Genomic DNA, 19,734 nt, shown 5'->3' with positions numbered 1-19,734 from the left:
TAAGAATTCATCCCTACGCATTCGAGTCCAGCATCGCCGGAATATTGATTTCCTTCACACAGGAAGCCTTGGACAGGTTCATGACGCATTGCACCAGGGACACGATATCCTGAAGCGGGATCTGCGCGCCGTTATAGGCGGACAAGACAGGCTCGACCCCGGCCTCCAGCGGAATCTGGGTAGCGATCTCCCCGGGATTGATGATAGTCACACCGATCCCATAAGGCTTCACATGCTCCCTGACCGCATTGGCGATCCCGCGCAGACCGAACTTGGAAGCGGCGAACGAGACCTGGGTGTAATCATTATGATCCAGGCCTGCCGTGGAACCGATCAAGATAATGTTGGCATGCGCAGACTGCTTCAGATTCGGCAAAAGCTTCTGGATGCACGTAATCGCCGCAGTCACATTAATGTTAATGATACTGGAAATCTCAGCCGGGTCATCCTGTTCAAAATCATAGTCAGCGCTGAAGCCCTTGCTCTCCCATACGCCAACATTATAGATGAATACGTCCAGGGTAACGCCGTTCAATGATTCTGCAATTCGCCCCGCAGCATCCGGCTTCGCCAAGTCAGCCTCAATCCAGATCCGCTGCACCCCATCCTCCAGCTTCATGCTGTCCGGGTATGTTCTGGAGACCACCCAGACCTGATCGCCCGGCACCGGCAGCGCCTTGACGAAGGCCTCTCCCAAGCCTTTACTCGCGCCAAAAATAATGAAACGTCTCATATTATCCTCCTTATTCGTTAAGCTCCTCCGCCCCGTCCTGCTCTTTGCTTGCGAATTCATCCAGCAGCGCACGCACCTCACGGGTAGACTTGGTGTTCATCAGATGATTTCTGAGTTCACTGGCGCCGCGGAAGCCGCGGACGTAGATTTTGAAGAATCGCTGCAACGGGCTGAACGAACGTGGTGCCTGTCCTGAGTATTGATCATAGAGATCCAGATGCAGCCGCAGCAGATCCAAGAGCTCCTGGCTGCTGTGCTCCCTTGGCTCCTGCTCGAACGCATACGGATTATGAAAAATCCCGCGCCCGATCATAATCCCGTCCACCCCATACTCTGCGGCCAGCTTAAGGCCAGTCTCCCGGTCTGCAATGTCCCCGTTAATCGTCAGCAGGGTGTCCGGCGCGATCTCATCGCGCAGCTTCTTGATCTCCGGGATCAGCTCCCAGTGAGCCGGGACCTTGCTCATCTCCTCCCGCGTACGCAGATGGATGGACAGATTCACAATGTCCTGCTGCAAAATATGGGTCAGCCAGTCCCCCCATTCGTCCACATTAGTGAATCCGAGCCGGGTCTTGACGCTGACGGGCAGTCCTCCGGCCTTCGCCGCCTGGATGATCTCCGCTGCGAGTCCGGGACGGCAGATCAGGCCGCTGCCCTTCCCGTTCTCGGCTACATTTGCTACAGGACAACCCATGTTCAGATCGATGCCTTTGAAGCCTTCTTCGGCCATACCGATGCTCATCTTGCGGAAGTATTCCGGTTTATCTCCCCAGATATGGGCCACCATCGGTTGTTCATCCTCTGTGAACGTCAGACGCCCGCGCACAGCATGGTGCCCCTCCGGGTGGCAATAGCTCTCAGAATTCGCAAACTCCGTAAAAAACACATCCGGCCGGCCCGCCGCACTCACCACATGACGAAACACCACATCCGTCACATCCTCCATCGGAGCCAGTATAAAGAAAGGGCGTGGTAATTCACGCCAGAAATTATTTATCATATGAAGTACCTCTCTATGTGCGCCAGGATAATCCCTTATCCGGCCATAATAAAGCTAAATTATATCATAACTCCGGGGGATTGGTAGCTGCCGAGCCCAGGAGCTTCCCCCCTCTACAGCCAATAAGCCCCAGAGGAGTCTCTGAGGCCGTTGGTGTCTTCATCGCTATTGAATCCTGCCTAACCATACCTGTGCGGCTTGGGACCCCGGCTGTCCGGGCAGACAATAGGGCTCCGGTTCAGCGGCAGGCTCCCAGATGAAGTCCTCTAGACCGGGCACTGTTCCGTATAGCTCCCAGGGGAACACCTGGCTCTCGCCTCCTGCTTCGAAGGTATTATCGTAGAAATGCAGCCCCTCCCGGAAGGCGACCACAAGCTGCGACTGGATGAAGTTCGGATGATAGAACCAGATTCTCAAATAGTAGGGTTCATTGAACCCGGCCATCTGCCGGGACCAGGCATGGTACACCTCAATCATCGCCTCCAGCAGCAGGCGGGAATACCACACCGGCGGATTGCGCCTGTTCAACCTGTAGAAGGGGTCGATCCACAGCTTCACATAATCCCGCCGGGTAGCTTGCAGCTCCTCCAGGTCGAGATGCATGCACCCTTTTTTCCACTGGTCAATCTGCTTCACTCTGCGCTTCCAGCCGCGTATCTTCTTCTTGTTCGAGAATACACCTGCCATAATCTCTTCTGCCCTCCTCTAGCCTCTGGGTTTCAACTGCTTAATCACAGACATCATCAGGATAATCATCCCCGTGCCGAAGCCTGACATCGATAAGGGAGCCAGGACGAACCGCATGATCTCCCCCTGCACCCAGAAGCTTGTCAGCATGACCACCATACAGATCACGGTGAAAATCCCGACCGTCAGCGTCCCGATGAAATCCGTCAGACTATGATTGTCCTCACGCGCAAGCGTGATCCGGTTCTCCTTCAGCAGCGGCAGCTCCAGCAGCTTGGGGATATAGTCCTCCAGCCGTCCTTTCACCTTGTTGAACTGTTCCTTGACGATCTCTCCCTGATCCATCTGGACAGCGAACGACTGGCTCGCTGCGGATAAGGAATACGACTCATCCACAGAGGACAAGGTCCCGTCCAGGGTAATAATCGCCCGGAAGGCCCCGGCCACCGTCGGCTTCAAGGACATCCCCAGCTCGGTAATCATCGACATCAGCCGTCTCATCATGACACTGGTAGGATCAGGCGAGAACGAGGCTTCGGACAAAAGTCTGCTGAGGCGCCGCTCAATCATCCGCACATCCAGCAGCTCTCCTTCTTCACAGACCCCGGCCAGGCCCTGGGCCATCTGCTTCGTATCCTTCCGGCTGTAGCCCATCAGGAAGTTCAACATCCCGGCCCGCTCCTCCTCCGTCAGATAGCCCACGGAACCGAAGTCAATTAGCGCGACCTTCCCGGCCCGGGTCAGCATCAGATTGCCGGGATGCGGGTCGGCGTGGAAGATGCCGATCATCAGAATCTGCTGCAGGAAGGCGTGCATGATCATTTCCGATACGTCGCTGGTCACCTTCTGCGTGAACCGCTGTCCTTCAATATATTCCATGGTCAGAATCTGCTTGGTTGAATACTCGGCGTAGATCTTCGGCACTTGGATCGGAATATCGTGTTCCTGGAACGCTTGGCGCAGCAGGTTGGTATTCAGTGCTTCGATGTCGAAGTCCGTCTCTTCGATCAGATTCGTTTTGAAGCCTTCGGCGAGCTGAATTAAGCCAAGTTTCCGGATTTTGGAGGAGCGTTCGGATAGCCGGGTCACGAATTGAATTAACAGATCCAGGTCCACGCTCATCTTCTGCTTCACATCCGGCCGCAGGATTTTGACAACGACCTTCTCTCCCGTGGACTTCAGCCGTGCCAGATGCACCTGACCGATCGAAGCGGCTGCAATAGGCTCCATCCCGAAGTCTTCATACGTCTCCTCCAGATCACCGATCCGGCTGTCAATGATCTCCTTCAGCTCCTTCTGGCTGAGCGGCTTAACCTGGTCATGCAGGCTGGAGAACGCCTCAATATATTGCGCAGGCAGCAGATCCTTCTTGGTCGACAGCACCTGCCCGAACTTCACGAAGACTCCGCCCATGTTATCCAGAATGGCAGCAATCACCTGCGGCAGCTTCGCGTGATCCTGCTGGAGCAGATGATTCAGCCCTTTGCGTGAAGCGGTCCAGAGCAGACGGATCATACGCCTGAAGCCGCGCATCTTACCCATCACATACCCGAGCGGGTTCCCGGACTGCAGCAGCTTGAAATTGAACACGCTAAGCAGCATGTAGGTATAGCAGGAGATAAATAGAATCAGCAGCGGGTAATAGATGAACATCACCCTGACCATCTCCGCTTCGGAGGGAACCACGGGCTGCTTGAAGTAGGTTGAGGTTATGATCAGGGTTACAATGGACGTACTGAACAAGATAGCCACCATCAACTGAAACTGTTCATGCTTGAAGGTCCTGATGCTGCTTATGATGAAATAGAGAATGAACGCCACGACAATAATGCTGCTCATGTAGAATTGCTCCAGCACTTGCACCAGCATACTGACCGCCACCGCGCTGATCAGCGGCATCACGAGCTTATGCTTCGCATTGAATATATAGGCAAGCGCTGTGAACACACCGAAACATACAAGCATTACTATGAAAAAGAACATCCTCCAGCCCCCTGTATCCGCTTCATTATTCCCAATATAGCACACGGGGCTGAAGATGCGGAATGCTCCCGGTATTATTGACAACTGGAGAGCTTCAATGGTAAGCTTCGGCTATAAAATTTGAGGAGGATGGCAGTCGATGATTCCACGTATATGGTAAGCACGCCCAACAAAAGCTGATTTCTCACCAAGTGTGGGCTTTTTTGAGCTGCTGCTATTTACGATAAGGACATCGATTGCGATCCGCTACGGCTTATTTCACTATGCCCGGTTTCGCACTGTCCCGTCATGTAATTGTTGCAGACCCAAGTCCACTTACGGATTTGGGTCTGTCTTTATTAGGGAGGCTGGAAACTTATGAATTCGCAATGGAAAAAGACGTTCGCTTTCATCTTCAGCGGGCAAATCTTCTCAATACTAACTTCTGCGATGGTTCAATTCTCCATCATCTGGCATCTGACCGCGACGACGGAGTCAGCCGCCGTGCTAATGCTTGCCGGTCTGGCCGGGTTCCTGCCGCAAGCGCTCTTAGGTCCGTTCATTGGTGTCTGGCTGGACCGGTGGAACCGTAAGCTCACCATGATCATCTCGGACAGCGCCATTGCACTAACCAGTCTGATTCTGGGTGCTTATTATCTATGGGGGGAGCCCAGCTTATGGATTGTGTATGCCATCCTGCTCATTCGTTCGGCAGCCTCGTCCTTCCATGCGCCTTCGTTCCAGGCTGCGATTCCTCTGATTGCGCCGGAAGATCAGCTCACCCGGGTGGCAGGCTGGAACCAGCTCATCTTCTCCGCTTCCAGCGTCCTTGGACCTGCGCTTGGAATAGCGGTATACTCGGCTACTTCACTAGGAACAGTGTTACTTTTAGATGTGGCAGGTGCCTTAATCGCTAACCTTATGCTTCTGTTCGTTCATATTCATCAGCCGAAGCCGGAGATCGTAGAGACACCCTCGTTCCGTAAGGAGTTTATGCTCGGCTGGCGGGCCTTCCTGTCGCACAAGCCCATTGTCACGGTAACGGTGGCCATGGCGGTCTTCAGCGTGGTATTCATGCCGCTGGCGATGCTGTTCCCCTTGATGACGCTGTCCCATTTCGGACGCGGCGGTTACAGCGCCAGCCTGATTGAGGCCGTATTCGGGATCGGAATGATCCTTGGCGGTGCGCTGCTGTCGGCGCTTGCGTCCAGATGGAAGGACACCACCTACATGAGTCTGAGTCTGGTTGTGATCGGGCTCACCTGTGTCCTGAGCGGGGTAGTCGGGCGCGAGGCGTTCCTTGCTTTTACCATCCTATCCTTCCTGATGGGCGCAGCAGCGCCCTTGTTCAACGGCCCATATATGGCGATGATCCAGAAGTCTTATGAGCCTGAGCTGTTAGGGCGCGTACTCTCCTTCGTGACAAGTATCGGACTCTTGTCTTCTCCGGTCGGGCTTGCACTTGCGGGTCCAGTGGCCGACCGGTTCGGCGTTCCGTTCTGGTTCTTCTGGTCGGGGATCGTTGTGGTCCTGATTGGATTATTCGTATTTGTCAGATTCGCGGGGAAAGGTACAGACGAGTAACCTGCTAGTAAGTACATGAAGCTAAATAGACCGTCCTCCCGTAAGTGGGAAGGCGGTCTTTTAGGGGTTGTGCCTGCCAGATGGAAGAATCTATAATATACGCATCTGGGAATATTTATTTTTACTTAATGGAAGGAGCTTACGATATGGCTGATCCAACAAGCAGCAAGCATGTGTATATTGTTCATGGTTACGGGGCCACCCCGGCGAATCATTGGTTTGGCTGGTTACAGGAGCAGCTCGCGGCAGACGGGATCACGGCGGATATTCTGGAAATGCCGGCACCCTTATCGCCTAACCTGCAGGAATGGCTGGAGCATCTGTCCAGTAAGGCCAAGGTGCTGAAACGGGACACCTATTTCGTTGCTCACAGCTTGGGCTGCGTCTCGCTTCTCAAATATCTTCTTAAGGCGAAGCTGCAGGAACCACTCGGCGGGCTGGTTCTGGTATCCGGCTTCACGAAGCCGCTGCCCGGCCTGCCAATGCTTGATGAGTTCACGCAGGATCAGACCGACTACAGCGAGGCCGCAGCACTGGCCCCCAAACGTGCAGTGATTGCCTCCAGGGATGATGCCATTGTTCCAGTCGCGCTCAGCAAGGAATTGGCACAAGTCATTCATGCCGATTTCTACGAGGTGGAGCACGGCGGACACTTTCTGGATAGTGACGGCTTTACTACTTTACCTATTGCCTATGATGTTCTGCGCGATATGATCGGGCATGAGACAAAATAATCTGCCCATCTCTCGCCCAGATCCTATCCTCATACACGCTTCAATCGTCTAGCTCTGAGCCATAATCCGAATCCGATGAACAGAACCGTCGTCAGCACGCCGGTGGTCGGGCTGAACCACAGCTCGCCTACCGGCGTGAATGTAATGATCCCGGCAACCGATACCAGCAAGGTAGGCACCCCATCCTCCACAGCATGCATGAGTACACACGGCCACACCGATTGCGTAAGACGATAGAGCTCAACGTACATGATGGACCAGGCAACCATAAGCACACAGCCGATGAGGACATAGCCCCACCTCGTGGTTGTCCCGAAATAAGTATCCGGCAGAAAAACCAGATAATAAGCCGTATGCCACAGCGCCCAGACCAGACCGGACACGAGATAGATTATCCAGTCATTCAGCTTCAGCTCAATCAGCTTCGGAGTCAGATAGCCGCGCCAAGCGAATTCCTCGAAGATGTTCTTAATGAAGCTGCCGGCGAGCGATACCCCAACGAGGGATAGAATCGTATGTAGTTCGGCCTCTGAAGCGCTGGCGCTATTGAACAGCAGAGCAAGCCCCACCACAATAAACATAATTAACGGATAGACTGCAATGGCTGCAACGTACCACTTCTTATTTTCTCTCAAATTGAACCTTACGCCCATATCCTTCCAATCGCGGTTCACCAGCCGTAGTACTAGCATGGCGATCACCGGCAAAATCAGCCATAAGCCCATTCCCGGTGAATTCCCTTCCGGCTGATCCGGCAGCTTCGTATCCACCCATACCCCAATCCAGCCGCACGCCAGCACAATAACGATGAACAATAGAAGACTAAGCCTTGTTCTGCCTGCTGTCATATGATCATCCCCTCCGGGTTCAGGATTGCTCCGTTCTGCGCTTCGCCGTGCTGATGACATCCTCTGCCGCGCTGTTCAATAGCTGAATCATCTGCTCCTCCGTATAATGGTCCGGCAGCAATTCGTTCGCAACCATTACACTCATCCCGACCTGGAACATCTTCATCTTGAGCAAAATCATCCCCAGTTCATCATCGGTTAATCCATTCAGATCCGGGTCCGTTCGCATCATCTGAATGAATCCCTGCGTCTCTGCCTCATTGTACTTCGCCTGACCGTTCTTCTTCATCACCAGATCCCGGAACAGCACCGGATACTCTCTGGCAAAACGGATGCTGGCCGCCCCGATATCATGGAACGGATGCCCGGAGTTCTGCTCCAGCAGAATCTGTCTGCTCACCGTAAGCGTTCTCTGGTATACCTCCTCCACCAGCTCGCCAGCCTCTTTGAAATTGACATAGATGGGGGCGATAGAGCCTCCCAGCTTCTCGGCCACCTTACGGATGGTCACGGCATCCACTCCTTCGGTCCTCGCAATCTCGAACGCCGCATTGATGATTTGTTCTTTGCTGAACTTTTTTTTGGGTGCCACGGGCTTCCTCCTGAAATAGAGCATTAAATACATAACTAATGATATATATCATATGATATATAAACCGTCCCAGGTGTCAACCTAATCTTAACGGCTTGATTCTCCTTTTTGACAACTGTTGTGTTCTGAGCATTTGTTCATATAGAATCAAGTTATGAGCTTCACTCCAGAGAATAATGGAACAAATCAGCGAAACTCACGTAAATTCCGATAAGTTAATTCAAGTGATACCGGCGCAATTTCATCATCACATCATGAAGGAGGCGGCAGCCCGTGGCATTTATCCCGTTGAACTGTCCCAATTGCAGCGGAAGAATTGAATACAAGGAAGGCACCATCCTCAAGTGCCCTTATTGCCAGACTGAGCTTCTGCTCAAGCAAAATAATGTCTACTATGTGGATCAGACCATTAACCATTATCACGGGACACCCCCTCCCAAGGCAGCGCCGAAACCGCCCGTCTCCGTCTCCTTTCCCGTCAGGCTGGTGCTAATTATGTTGCTGGTGCTGGGAGGGGCCATCGGTACTTATCTTTATTACGGCCTCAGTTCCCCGCAGCAGGCAACCAAGGCTAATCTGTCTGTACGGACGATGCCCGAAAGCGAGGTCCTGCTCTCCTTCCTGCGGGAGATCCTGGGTAAAGGAAATGCCTTGCCGACAGAGGAGGAGATCGCCCGTCTGCGCTATTTAACCGTGGAGCGTTCGGAGAATAACCAGTGGAAATTCACTTACAGTCTCACCGATCCCTTCAGCAATGAGCGGGCCGAGAAGATCACTTATATTACCCAGGACAAGCGGCTGAATGACCAGCGAATTGATCAGCGGGACTTCGAAGCCTTTAAGGGACTGATGGCCCTGGACCTGAATGGAACCTACGAAATTGACCAGACGGAGCATACCAGTCTTGCCCATATACCCGGATTAAAAAGTTATGGCGGCGCCTTCAACGAATCCTTCAGCAGATTCTCCGGTTATTTCGGTGACAAGTCCAAAATCACGGAGCTGTCCACTCAACTGCGCAGTAATCAGGAAGTGGCCACACTGCTCGAATTCCCTAACCTAAGCTCTTTGTCCATTACTTATGTGGATGAGTCCGTGACGGATTTGCATCTGCTCAATAAGCTGCCGCTGAAGTCCCTGTCCCTTACCTTCGTCAATGACCTGGGGTGGTTATCGTCTATGACCGGGCTGTCCTCTCTGGCGATTCATTATAGTGAGGCGACAGACTTGCAGCCGCTGTATGCCTTAACCCAGCTTCAGGAGCTTAAGCTTTCATATTTAACCAATGTAAAATCCATCGACTTCTTGCAGAACATGCCTGCTCTGCAAACGCTGGATATCGAGAATCTGAATTTCACCAGCCTGAAGCCTCTGGCCGGCAAGGCCTCCATTACCACCCTGCGCCTGGCTTCCTTAAGCAAGCTCGGCTCAGTAGCGGCCGTGAACTACCTGTCTTCTCTGCGGGAAATCACATTGTCCGGTTACTACGAGAAGCCAGAGGCACTGGCCTTACCGGGCGTCAAGCGGGCGGAGATCCCAACATCCTTCCTCTCCGGGCTGAAGGCCCCTGCGGTAACGGACCTGACACTCCGGGGCGGAAGCGGGGAGCTTAATATGGCTGAGCTGAAGAAATTCCCGGAGCTTGCGCAGCTGTCCCTCTGGGGGAGCGACGACATCATCCAGCTTCGTGCGCTGGACAGCTTGCCCCGGCTGAAGACACTAAGTATCTACGATTCGTCGCTCTATTCAGAGAGCGACGCCTTGTTCCGCCTGAAGCAGGTGAACACGCTGGTGTGCTCGGAATGCAGACTAGATTTCAGACAACAGGCAGGCGCGGCAAACAGCGTGCTTGAGCATCTGACCTTGGACCGGCCTTACTTCTCCATGAACAACGACTCCGTTAATGAGGTTGACCAGGTGATGCCTTACTTCGCGGGCCTGACTGCTCTGCGTTCCTTCACCCTGCAGGACAACAACCTGGCTTCTCTTGCGTTCATGAGCAAGTGGCAGGCCATCGAGGCGCTTCATCTGGAGAACAATGCGATTTCCGATATAGAAACCTTGAGCAAGCTGCCTAATCTGCAAAAGATATTTTTGACCGGCAATTCTGTGCTGAACAAATCCGTGCTTGGTGCGGGCGTGCAGGTGTATTAATTTCCCTGCATGACACGAGAATGACGCTGTGGGAAGCAAATGCCCGAGCGTCTTCTTGCGTTCTTTTGCCAGATACATTACAATACGTTTAAACGATTAAGCATTAGAACGGAGAGAGCTATGAACGAATTAAATGGTAATCAGAAAGCAATTCATATTTTCGAGAATTTAAGCCCCTATTTTCAAGGCTTGGGAGACCCGATTCGCCAGCAAATCGTTGCGCTGCTGATCGACAAAGAGAGTATGAATGTGACACAAATTGCAGAGCATATTCCGATGTCACGGCCTACCGTCTCTCATCACCTCAAAATATTACGGCAAGCAGGGCTGCTTACGGTTCAGAAGAAGGGCACGGAGATGTTCTACAGACTTGAATTTAACGAAGCGATAGCACTTATGAAACAGCTTGTCCATTTTGTCGAAGAGGAATGTCAGTACTAGTGCCCTTAACCTGACTAGCACATGTCATTCCAATTTTTTAAAACATTATGTCGAATAAATTAAACATTTAAACATTTAACCGGAGGCTGATAATATGAACAGGAAAAAAGTACTTATTGTAGGGGGATACGGCGCCGTAGGCAGACAGATTGCGCAAATATTACTTGATCGGCACCCCGATCTGGATATTGCGCTGGGAGGAAGGTCACCTGAGAAAGCGGCACCTTTCGAGTCCGAACGAGTCCAGACAGTCGTAATTGATAATAATGCGGATGATCCGCTGCTTAATACAGACGACAATGTATCGCTGATCATTAACTCCGTCAACGATCTGCAGGATCGGCTGCTTCTGTCTGCAGTTAGAAGAAAAATCCCATTCATCGACCTTACTCGCTGGACAGAGATATTCCAACAATCGGTCAGCAAATTGGAGAACATAGAGCTGTCTGCTCCTGTCGTGCTGTCCTCGGGATGGATGGCGGGAACTGCTTCACTGTTCGCCATGCTGCATTCGGCCTCTCTTCAGAACGTCTCCATCAATCTTCATGCGTTATACTCGTTGAATGACAAGGCAGGACCCGATTCTGCGGCGTACATGGATCGTATGACCATACCATTCCATATTACGGAACCGGAGGGGCTGCGTCTTGTATTCCCGATGACCGACCCTGTCAAAGTCCAATTTCCAGACGGATATACAGCAAAATGTTATCGGCTTGACACCCCGGATCATGTGACCTTGCCAAAAGCTGACCAAGTTGACTCAGCCAGCTTCCGCATCTCCTTCGATAGTAAAGCATCCACATACGCGCTTGTCGGACTGGTCAAAAGCGGAATATGGAAGCTGACCAGCGGGGAGCGATTCCGTTCGCTTAGACGAAGTCTGCTCTACAATCCGGGCACTGGCAGCGCACATCACATCCTTATTCATCTAAAGGGCCGTGATCATGAGGGGCACTGGGTTGAACGGAGAATCGCGATTTCTGATCCGCTTGGTCAGACTCATCTTACCGCCTTGGGTGCTGCTGTCCAGGCAGAAAAGCTACTGCAGGCATCCGAAGATGAACCACTGGCTCCAGGCATTTATTATCCGGAAGATCTGCCTGATGCGCGAATGGACGCCTCTGCAATCATCAACTTTTTCAAACAATATGGGGTTCTTATATCTAATAATTAATGTTCCGAAGAAATCGAATGAAGGCTGGAGACGGCTTTAATACCAGTGTTTGGGAATATATGTTTCTTATCATAAAGATTCTGGGTAATACCTAGAATTGTGTTTGTCTACATATCAATTGATTACAGAACAGGAGAATTAAGATGGAGAACCAAAACCCGGATACGTACCGCTTTCAGGTGAATTTAAGCGGTATGATCAACATTTTGTCTAACCATTTGTATAGCAGCCCCAAGGTATTCTTAAGGGAGCTGCTCCAGAACGGCATAGATGCAATTACTGCACGGCAGGCTTATTCGCCGGAAGGATACGAGGGCAAGATTCATATCGAGGTCAGCGGGACTTCCACCGGGGCGACTTTATTGGTCGAAGATAACGGAATCGGGTTAGACGAGGCTGAGATTCATGAGTTCCTGGCCATGATCGGACAATCCTCCAAGCGGGGCGGGGACTTCCTCTCCACCAATACCTCTTTTATCGGCCGGTTTGGCATCGGGCTGTTGTCCTGCTTCATGGTGAGTGACGATATCGTCATGGTTACCCAATCGGCCAAGGGCGGCCCTGCACTGGAATGGCGCGGGAAGCCTGACGGCACTTATACGATCCGCAAGCTCGAAGGGCAACATGCTCCGGGCACCAAGGTTTTTTTGCGTTGTAAGGAAGGCTCTGAAGCTTACTTCGAGGAAAGCAATCTGCAGGAAGGGCTGTTCCATTACGGCGCTCTGCTGCCTTATCCTATCCAACTGGTGTCGGACCGCAACACCCGTCTGATTAACCCGCTGACTCCGCCGTGGATCAAAGATCCGCAGCTGGCCCGGAAGCATCGTGACGAGGTGCTGGCCTTCGGCAAGCAGGTGCTGGGGGAGACGTTCCGCGATTTCATTCCCCTGCACACCGCCTCGGGCCGGACGGGAGGCATCGCCTTCATTCTGCCGCATGCGGTGAATCTGAACGCCAAACGCAATCACCGGGTATACCTGAAGCACATGCTGGTCTCCGAAGCTGCCAGCAATATCCTGCCGGACTGGGCGTTCTTCGTGAAATGTATGATCTGGACCGATGAGCTGCAGCCCACTGCTTCCCGGGAGCATTTCTACGAGAATGCCCAGCTGGAGCAGGTGCGGGAAGAGCTCGGGAATGCCATTCGTCAGGAATTAATGCGGATGGCCGAGTATGACCCGGACCGCCTGCAATCGATCATTTCACTGCATGCCTTATCTATGAAGGCTCTGGCAGTGGAAGATTCATCTTTCTATTCTATCATTCACGAGTGGTTGCCGTTTGAGAGCACATATGGCAGAAAGACGCTTGGCGAGCTGAAGCAGCAGCCTCCTCTGTACTTCACGGCCACGCTGGACGAATACCGCCAGATTACCCACGTGGCTTCGGCCCAATCCATGCTGGTGGTGAACGGCGGGTATATCTATGATGCCGAGCTGCTGTCCCAGCTTCCGCTCATTGACCCGGATGTGCAGACGGAACGGCTGCTACCGGAGGAGGTATCGTTATCCTTTACAGACATTACCCCTCAAGAGCGTCTGGACTACTATGAATCTGTAAGACTCGCAGACAGTGTCCTGCAGAAATTCCGCTGCCAGGTGCAGCTGCGCCGCTTCAAGCCTGAGGAGATTCCGGTGCTCTACACGCTGTCTGAGGAGTCCGCCCAGTGGCGTGTAATGGAAGCGACCAAAGAAGTGAGCACCGATGCCCTGGCCTCCGTGCTGGGCAGCCTGGGCGCTTCGCTTAAGGAGACGGCATACGCCACACTCTACTTCAACCTGAATAACCCTGTCATTGAGAAGGTATTCCATCAGGGGAATCAAGCCACGCTGCCCTCCATTGTCGAGATGCTGTACTGCAATGCGCTATTAATGGGACATTATCCGATGAACCGCCAGGAGATGGCGCTCCTGAACCAGGGCATTATTCAATTTATTGATTGGGGATTGACCGCCAATCAGGCCACAGGAGGAGAGAAATAGATGAACCTTACCGAGATGGATTTCGACGATTTGATGGAAGAAGCCTATGGCCTGCCGGGAGGCAAGGCCAAGCTGGAATTGCTGGAGCAGGCGGTACGGGTGGCCGACGCCGCAGGAGATATCGACCAGGGCTATGAGGCCCGCAGCGAAATCGTAGAGCTGGGCAGCTTCCACGGGTATCCGATGAAGGCGCTGGTCGCCTTCTCGTGGCAGCTGGGACAGTATGACAAGAACCCCGGCCGGTTCGATGATTACAGTCTGATGTGGTCGTACAAGTGGGTGCTGGACCGCATTACTGCTTTTGCAGATATTAGCCGCACTCAGATTGAGAACCTGCTGGAGGATATGAAGACCCGCTACGAAGCCGAAGGCTACAGCAGCCGTACCTATCACTATTACCGGGCGAATATTCTCGAAGATTTCGGGGAGCTGGACGCTTCACAGGCCGAATGGGCGATTGTCCAGACCATGGACCGGGACGAGATGAGCGATTGTGAGGCTTGTGAGCAGCATGGGCTGGTAGAGTTCCTGTCGAAGCAGGGAGACGACGAAGCAACCGTAAAGGCAGCCGAGCCGATTCTCAAGGGCCGGATGACCTGCGGTGAGGTCCCGCATGTGACCATTACGAAGGTGCTGTTCCCTCTCCTGCGGCTGGGCCGCCAAGCGGAAGCGGATAAGCTTCAGAAGAAAGGCTATAAGCTGGTCAAAGGAAACCGCGACTTCCTGCATCATCAGGGAGAGCATATTGGTTACCTGACCCTGACCGATCCAATCAAAGCGCTGGAGGTCTTCGAAGAATATATCGCCTCCTCACTCGATCATGAGAACCCGGCCGATCAGATGATCTTCAATGCCTACTCCGCCAAAATGTTCCGCCGTCTGGCGGAAGAATCCATCCGCTTCCAGGTCAAGCTTCCAGCCGGGCACCCGTGTGAGCGCCAGTCCGAAGACGTCGCTTCGCTTGCGAAGTACTTCACGCAACTGGCTCTCGCCACAGCGGAGAAGCTGGATAAGCGGAATGGCAACGGCTATTATACTGAGCTGATCGAGAAGCTGTAATCCTGCGTTCTGATGGCTATCTGAAAGGACAAGCGTAAATAAGAGCAGCTCCCGTAATGGGGGCTGCTCTTTACACATTGTAAATACGTATTTACGTCAAAATATCTCCAAAATAAGGTAATTACAGAACGTTTGATATGTTATACTGATTGAGCAATAGAATAGGCTTAAAAGGGCCGGTCGGCTACCTCTCTCAGAAGGGAGGGATGCCTTGTGACAGTGTTTGAAGCAATCATGCTGATGCTAACCTTTGGTTTGCTTATCGTAGCGCTGCTGTCCAATACACACAAATAGACCGCCCCCCTGCAAAGGTATGCGGTCTATTTGTCGTATCCTATTTGCCTGAGGCCTACCGCCCTTAAAAGCGGCTATTGCTCTAGAGAGTCGTGTTGGAGCACGGCTCTCTTAGCATTGTACGCCCGTTCTGCTTATACTATACCACAGGTGTTAACGCATGTTAACAGTGGTTAACAAATTTTAACACCTTTTCACGTAGCGAATCTCTTACTTATTATACAACCTGTAGAGGAATACAGCAGCTTCTGCTCTAGTGGTGTTGCCAGCCGGATTGATCTTGTTACCGCTGCCTTGGATAAGTCCTTCCTTGACCATGGCGGCTACGCTGTTCACCGCATAGGAAGCCACCTTGGACTTGTCGGAGAATTTCTCCAGATCCGCAGCCGTCCCCTGGCTATTCAGCTTCTTCTCCAGCTTCAGGGCTCTCTCGGTCAACACCATCATGTCTTGTCTGGTGATCTTAAGAGCGCTGCCGAAGCTGCCGTTGTCCAGGCCATTCGTAATCCCAAGCGCTTTGGCCATTCCAATCTCATTATAGTAGTAAGCATTCTCCTGTACATCGCTGAAGTTTCCATTGACCTTCGCAGTCAAGCCAAGTGCCCTGACGAGGGAGTACAGGAAATCTGCTCTGGTGATCTCGGTTGACGGATGGAATTCACCGCCCTCAGTCTTGAGAATATCCTTGGATGCAAGGACTTCGACCGCGTTCTTCGCCCATGCTGCCTTTCCGAGATCTGTGAATGTCTTGGATACATAAGCTACTGCGAAATCGCCGAGATGAGTAGTTGTGAAGGTTACCTTACCGGTCTTGGAATCATAACGTCCGCTCGGTACGGTCATAACCTTTCCGTTGCCGTCAATGTACCGGATAACGATCATTTCAGGATTCTTCAATTCATCCGCAGTTGGCTGGTAAGGCACGGATACGGTTACAGGTGCACCAGGATTGCTCCAGGCCGTTTCTTTTCCGTCCGTCTTAAGGCTAAGCTGAATGATCGGTCTATCGCCTAGAGCCGCCTTTACTTCCGCCGGGAGCCCCGACTTGTCGCCTTTTCCAATCTCCAGTGATACTTCCTTGCCACTGCTTTCAGGTGTGCCTGTCAGCATATTAGCGGAAATAACGACCTGACCGAATTCGGTCGAAATGGTCAGTTTGTTATCCTTGGTTCCGCCGGTCAGTGCTGCAGCAGGCAAGCCTACCGAGTATGATTTCACTCCTTGCACGGCAGGGATGTCCAGCGTCACATTTTTCCCAATGAATTCCTTGGCTTGTGCCAGATCTGCTACCTTAACCATTGCGGTTCCATTGTTCGCTGTCGCCTGCATGGTTATTGTCTGACCCTGTACCACTGGAGCGGAAGGGGCAGGCGTTGCAGATGCAACAGGTGCAGACGTTGAATAGGTTCCACCAGGTGCAGACGTTGCAGGCGCAGGTGTTGCTGGTTCAGGTGTTGGCGTTGGCGTTGGTGTTCCTGGTTCCGGAGTGGACGGAGTCTCCGTCTTGCTGTTGGTGACTTTCAGGGTATACGTCTTGACCCTGCCGTCTGCCCCTGTGACCTCAATCTTTATATCTGTTTTGATGCCAGGTGTCAACGCTATAGCTTCGGAAGCTGTACCGCTGGTAACCGCCTTATCGTTCACTTTAAGGGTTGACCTGCTGTCTGCCGCTGCTGCTGTCACAGTAATGCTGCCGGCATCCTTCAGGGACACCTCGTATTCTGTGGTTGCTGCGTTGAATACAGGCTCGAGTGTTCCCGCACTTAGTGTCAGGCTGCTGAGGTCTGCATTCACGCTATTAGGCGTATAGACTCCAAGATCGCCAAGGTCGATTTTATTATTCTGAATAGTCTGATATTCGCCTGCAAAGTAATCATCCAGATACGAATGTCCCAGAATGAACCGGTCCGGCTTCATAGCACCATAGTAACCGGCATTTGCATTACTCTGACCGTCAAACAGGACATAGCTTCCCTGCCATCCGGAACCGGTTACGCCCCAGCTGATGATGTGATCAATATACGGGGCGAACTTGTTAAACATTTTGTAGAGCAGTGCGTACTGATAACCAAGGGCGTCCGACTGTCTGACATTAAGCACTGCTGGAGCGGTTGCGCCTCCTCCTGGAGCATCGGTCGGCACCTTAAGGTCAAGCTCTGAGTAGGTAATACCCGACAACAGACCACGGTCAACGAGTGAGGCATAAAGGGCCATCGCATATTGGTTGTCACTGGCAAGGGTCTTACCCACCGCGTCATGTCCCTGAATCCCGATATCTTCGATCAGGGGTCTTCCGTCATACAGCGGATCAGAGCGCCATGCGGTATTTAATTCGAGAACCATGTTGTATACGGTTCTAGCTTTACTGCGGGTGGCAACCCCGTAATCGTTGTAGGTCAGCTTCGGAGGATTGTCAACGATGTAACTGTCAATGCTGCCTTTAGTATCGTGTCCATCCAGCTTCATGTACTCTGGAAGGTTAGCGTAATTGGCTTTGTAAGCTTCCGCCATCTTGGCGTTGGGGGCCGCGATGTGCGCGTTTTTGAACAGCAGGTATACGTAATGATCGGTGATGTCGCCGCCAATCTCATCATCTGACATGGCAACAAGCCAGTTGGTATGCTTCAGGCTCGTTCTCCAGCTGTTCGGATCCTCAAGGATAAGCTCGCTGTGGCGGCTCTCGTGTACCTCTTCGTTGAGTACATCCCAGGAATTGAAGGGAATGACGCCACGGGATTCGCTGGAGCCGTACTTCGTATCTGTGGTCAGGAAGTGCCGCATCACATACATCGTATGGTTGAACTGCACTCTTCTCGCCATTTCTTTGTCTACCTTAACCGTGGTTGTGACACCATTGCCAAGTCCGTAGAAATCGGCCCCCCCGGTATACCCGGAGGACAGGTTCGCAGGAATAATCTGTGTCATCCATCCCGGAGCCTGGTTGTACCATGCCAGAACATGGCCGTGCGACTTGTACTGTCCGGGAGTTCCAGAATCCCTAATCGCCTGATAAGAGTTAGTCGGGAAGCTGTATTCTGCTAGTCCAGGGGCAGTGGTTGCGCCGTTCATGGCCTCGCCGTTCACATTCTTCAGCCATTCCGGACCACGGGGATGCGTGCCATCGGCCTTCAGATTGTTGCCGTCAACGAAGATCTCATAGTGATTGGCTCTGGTTCCGTTTACGGGTCCGGTGCCGATCGCGCCGACCATGAACAGGCCATTCTGCTTATTGTAAAGACTCTTTAGAGGCGCTACGACACTCTGGTGTTCCTTATTGACTACGCTCGGAAGCGCAACACCCTTCGGATCAGGTGCGGTAATCTCAATGTTAGAGACTAGCAGCATACCGGTTTCTTCAGGACGGGCATTCTCCCCATGAAGCTCAAGAATGAAATTCGAGGAATTGCCCGTTGAGGCGGTAATACTGTGATGCGCCTTCAACCAGGATTCGCCGTTGTAGCTGCCCACCCAGTCAGGATTCAAGTTGTTGTACTGGTATTCCCTGAGGTAGCTGTCGAGGTTATCGCTGGCATTTCTGACTCTCCATCTCATGAATTTGCCTTGCGCACTCTTCGGATAGTAGACATCGAATTCAATCGTTGATCCCGCTGTGACATTGACGGCAGGGGACAACGGGGATTCCAGACTGATGCCGCCGAAGGTGCTTTTGCCGTTATGGGCGTAATTAATCTGAAGCACTTCCGCTTTCCCTTGGGCATCTGCAAAAGGATATGCGATCGTCTTGAATGTCCCACCGGCAAAGTCGGCCGGGACACGGTTATCCAGCGGAGTTCTTGCCTTCCAGGCATTCGTAGGCGCGGTAACTTTTACAGGAACCTTACCCGGACCCGGATCAAGCCGGAAATAGGGATCAGAGCCGTCTGATTTGATATTTGCAGTGAAATTCATTATGGCTTCTTTCAGCGTTGCAATAGCTTCGCCCGCCGGAGTGTTCGCATTACGCGCAAGCTCAAGCGCATCATTAAGAGCTTGGAGTTCGTCTACATGCACCCAGGGCAAAGCCCGGTTCACATCAGAACCGTAGACGGAACCATAGACAGACTGGCTGACTTGGAGCGGGAACTCCGCATTGCCGGTTTTTAGAGCTTCGGCTTGCGCAATGAGGTCGCTCAGTTCAACGGACGGTTCCTCTCCAGCCGCAGCAGCCGGGACGGGAGTATACGTGAAGATGGAGAACAACATGATGAGTACGAGAAGGCGGGAGATGCTGACTACATATTTTCTACTGTTCATCTAAGTTTGACTCCTTTTCTTATGGAGATTCTTACCCTTGGTTACGCCAAGTCTGGCTTGACAGTCAATCCCGCACCTCCCTCTGAACCTAATGGCAGACAATGTTTGTAAACGCATTCACGAAAGCGGATGATTAGGCTGTAACAGCTTTCATATTAGCAACTGGAAGGGAAAGTCTAAATACGGGAAATGCACGAATGATTTTAATATATTACGAAAATAGACACACTTCT

15 protein-coding genes are annotated in these 19,734 nt (G+C 52.3%); 8 read left to right on the top strand and 7 right to left on the bottom strand.

The window, feature by feature from the left end; translation table 11 throughout:
• Nucleotides 1-13: 13 nt before the first annotated feature.
• From MKX51_RS02135 to MKX51_RS02120, 4 genes are all read right to left on the bottom strand, one after another.
• The gene (locus MKX51_RS02135; RefSeq protein ID WP_340991028.1) at nucleotides 14-733 is read right to left on the bottom strand and encodes an SDR family NAD(P)-dependent oxidoreductase; all 720 of its coding nucleotides are present in this window, start codon (nucleotides 731-733) and stop codon (nucleotides 14-16) included.
• 10 nt (nucleotides 734-743) lie between these two features.
• Complete coding sequence (locus MKX51_RS02130) at nucleotides 744-1,733, bottom strand: tRNA dihydrouridine synthase (protein WP_340991027.1); 990 nt, start codon at nucleotides 1,731-1,733, stop codon at nucleotides 744-746.
• Nucleotides 1,734-1,898: 165 nt separating this feature from the next.
• Nucleotides 1,899-2,420, bottom strand: coding sequence for a hypothetical protein (locus MKX51_RS02125; protein WP_340991026.1), 522 nt, complete (start codon nucleotides 2,418-2,420; stop codon nucleotides 1,899-1,901).
• Nucleotides 2,421-2,438: 18 nt separating this feature from the next.
• Nucleotides 2,439-4,403, bottom strand: a complete 1,965-nt coding sequence (locus MKX51_RS02120; RefSeq protein WP_340991025.1) for an ABC1 kinase family protein — start codon at nucleotides 4,401-4,403, stop codon at nucleotides 2,439-2,441.
• Nucleotides 4,404-4,760: 357 nt separating this feature from the next.
• Between MKX51_RS02120 and MKX51_RS02115 the strand changes: the two genes are divergently transcribed.
• On the top strand, nucleotides 4,761-5,966 hold the full coding sequence (locus MKX51_RS02115; protein WP_340991024.1) for an MFS transporter: 1,206 nt from the start codon (nucleotides 4,761-4,763) through the stop codon (nucleotides 5,964-5,966).
• A 146-nt stretch (nucleotides 5,967-6,112) separates the two neighbouring features.
• Complete coding sequence (locus MKX51_RS02110; protein ID WP_340991023.1) at nucleotides 6,113-6,700, top strand: RBBP9/YdeN family alpha/beta hydrolase; 588 nt, start codon at nucleotides 6,113-6,115, stop codon at nucleotides 6,698-6,700.
• 29 nt (nucleotides 6,701-6,729) lie between these two features.
• On the opposite strand, the gene MKX51_RS02105 is transcribed toward MKX51_RS02110, so the two are convergent.
• Nucleotides 6,730-7,548 carry a CPBP family intramembrane glutamic endopeptidase gene (locus MKX51_RS02105; protein WP_340944278.1) on the bottom strand — a complete coding sequence of 273 codons (819 nt, stop codon included), beginning with the start codon at nucleotides 7,546-7,548 and terminating at the stop codon, nucleotides 6,730-6,732.
• 19 nt (nucleotides 7,549-7,567) lie between these two features.
• A complete protein-coding gene (locus MKX51_RS02100) occupies nucleotides 7,568-8,140 on the bottom strand; it encodes a TetR/AcrR family transcriptional regulator (protein WP_340991022.1) in 573 nt (190 codons plus the stop codon).
• Nucleotides 8,141-8,413: 273 nt separating this feature from the next.
• On the opposite strand from MKX51_RS02100, the gene MKX51_RS02095 reads away from it, so the two are divergent.
• The 6 genes from MKX51_RS02095 to MKX51_RS33115 all read left to right on the top strand — a co-directional run bounded on the left by MKX51_RS02095 (nucleotide 8,414) and on the right by MKX51_RS33115 (nucleotide 15,247).
• The gene (locus tag MKX51_RS02095; RefSeq protein WP_340991021.1) at nucleotides 8,414-10,294 is read left to right on the top strand and encodes a leucine-rich repeat domain-containing protein; all 1,881 of its coding nucleotides are present in this window, start codon (nucleotides 8,414-8,416) and stop codon (nucleotides 10,292-10,294) included.
• 120 nt (nucleotides 10,295-10,414) lie between these two features.
• Nucleotides 10,415-10,735: an ArsR/SmtB family transcription factor gene (locus MKX51_RS02090; RefSeq protein WP_340944289.1), complete on the top strand. Its 321-nt coding sequence runs from the start codon at nucleotides 10,415-10,417 to the stop codon at nucleotides 10,733-10,735.
• Nucleotides 10,736-10,829: 94 nt separating this feature from the next.
• On the top strand, nucleotides 10,830-11,912 hold the full coding sequence (locus MKX51_RS02085) for a saccharopine dehydrogenase (protein ID WP_340991020.1): 1,083 nt from the start codon (nucleotides 10,830-10,832) through the stop codon (nucleotides 11,910-11,912).
• A 143-nt stretch (nucleotides 11,913-12,055) separates the two neighbouring features.
• Complete coding sequence (locus tag MKX51_RS02080) at nucleotides 12,056-13,894, top strand: HSP90 family protein (protein WP_340991019.1); 1,839 nt, start codon at nucleotides 12,056-12,058, stop codon at nucleotides 13,892-13,894.
• Nucleotides 13,895-14,953, top strand: a complete 1,059-nt coding sequence (locus MKX51_RS02075) for a hypothetical protein (protein WP_340991018.1) — start codon at nucleotides 13,895-13,897, stop codon at nucleotides 14,951-14,953. It begins immediately after the preceding gene.
• 213 nt (nucleotides 14,954-15,166) lie between these two features.
• A complete protein-coding gene (locus MKX51_RS33115) occupies nucleotides 15,167-15,247 on the top strand; it encodes a putative holin-like toxin (protein WP_445322051.1) in 81 nt (26 codons plus the stop codon).
• A 210-nt stretch (nucleotides 15,248-15,457) separates the two neighbouring features.
• Here the strand turns inward: MKX51_RS33115 and MKX51_RS02070 are convergent, their stop codons facing one another.
• A complete protein-coding gene (locus tag MKX51_RS02070) occupies nucleotides 15,458-19,501 on the bottom strand; it encodes an S-layer homology domain-containing protein (RefSeq protein WP_340991017.1) in 4,044 nt (1,347 codons plus the stop codon).
• Between the last annotated feature and the right edge of the window lie 233 nt (nucleotides 19,502-19,734).

It is taken from the genome of Paenibacillus sp. FSL M7-0420 (assembly GCF_038002345.1).
GTDB lineage: Bacteria > Bacillota > Bacilli > Paenibacillales > Paenibacillaceae > Paenibacillus_AQ.
The sequence above is the reverse complement of the archived record's forward strand: the minus strand, read 5'-3'. Positions and strand labels throughout refer to the sequence as shown.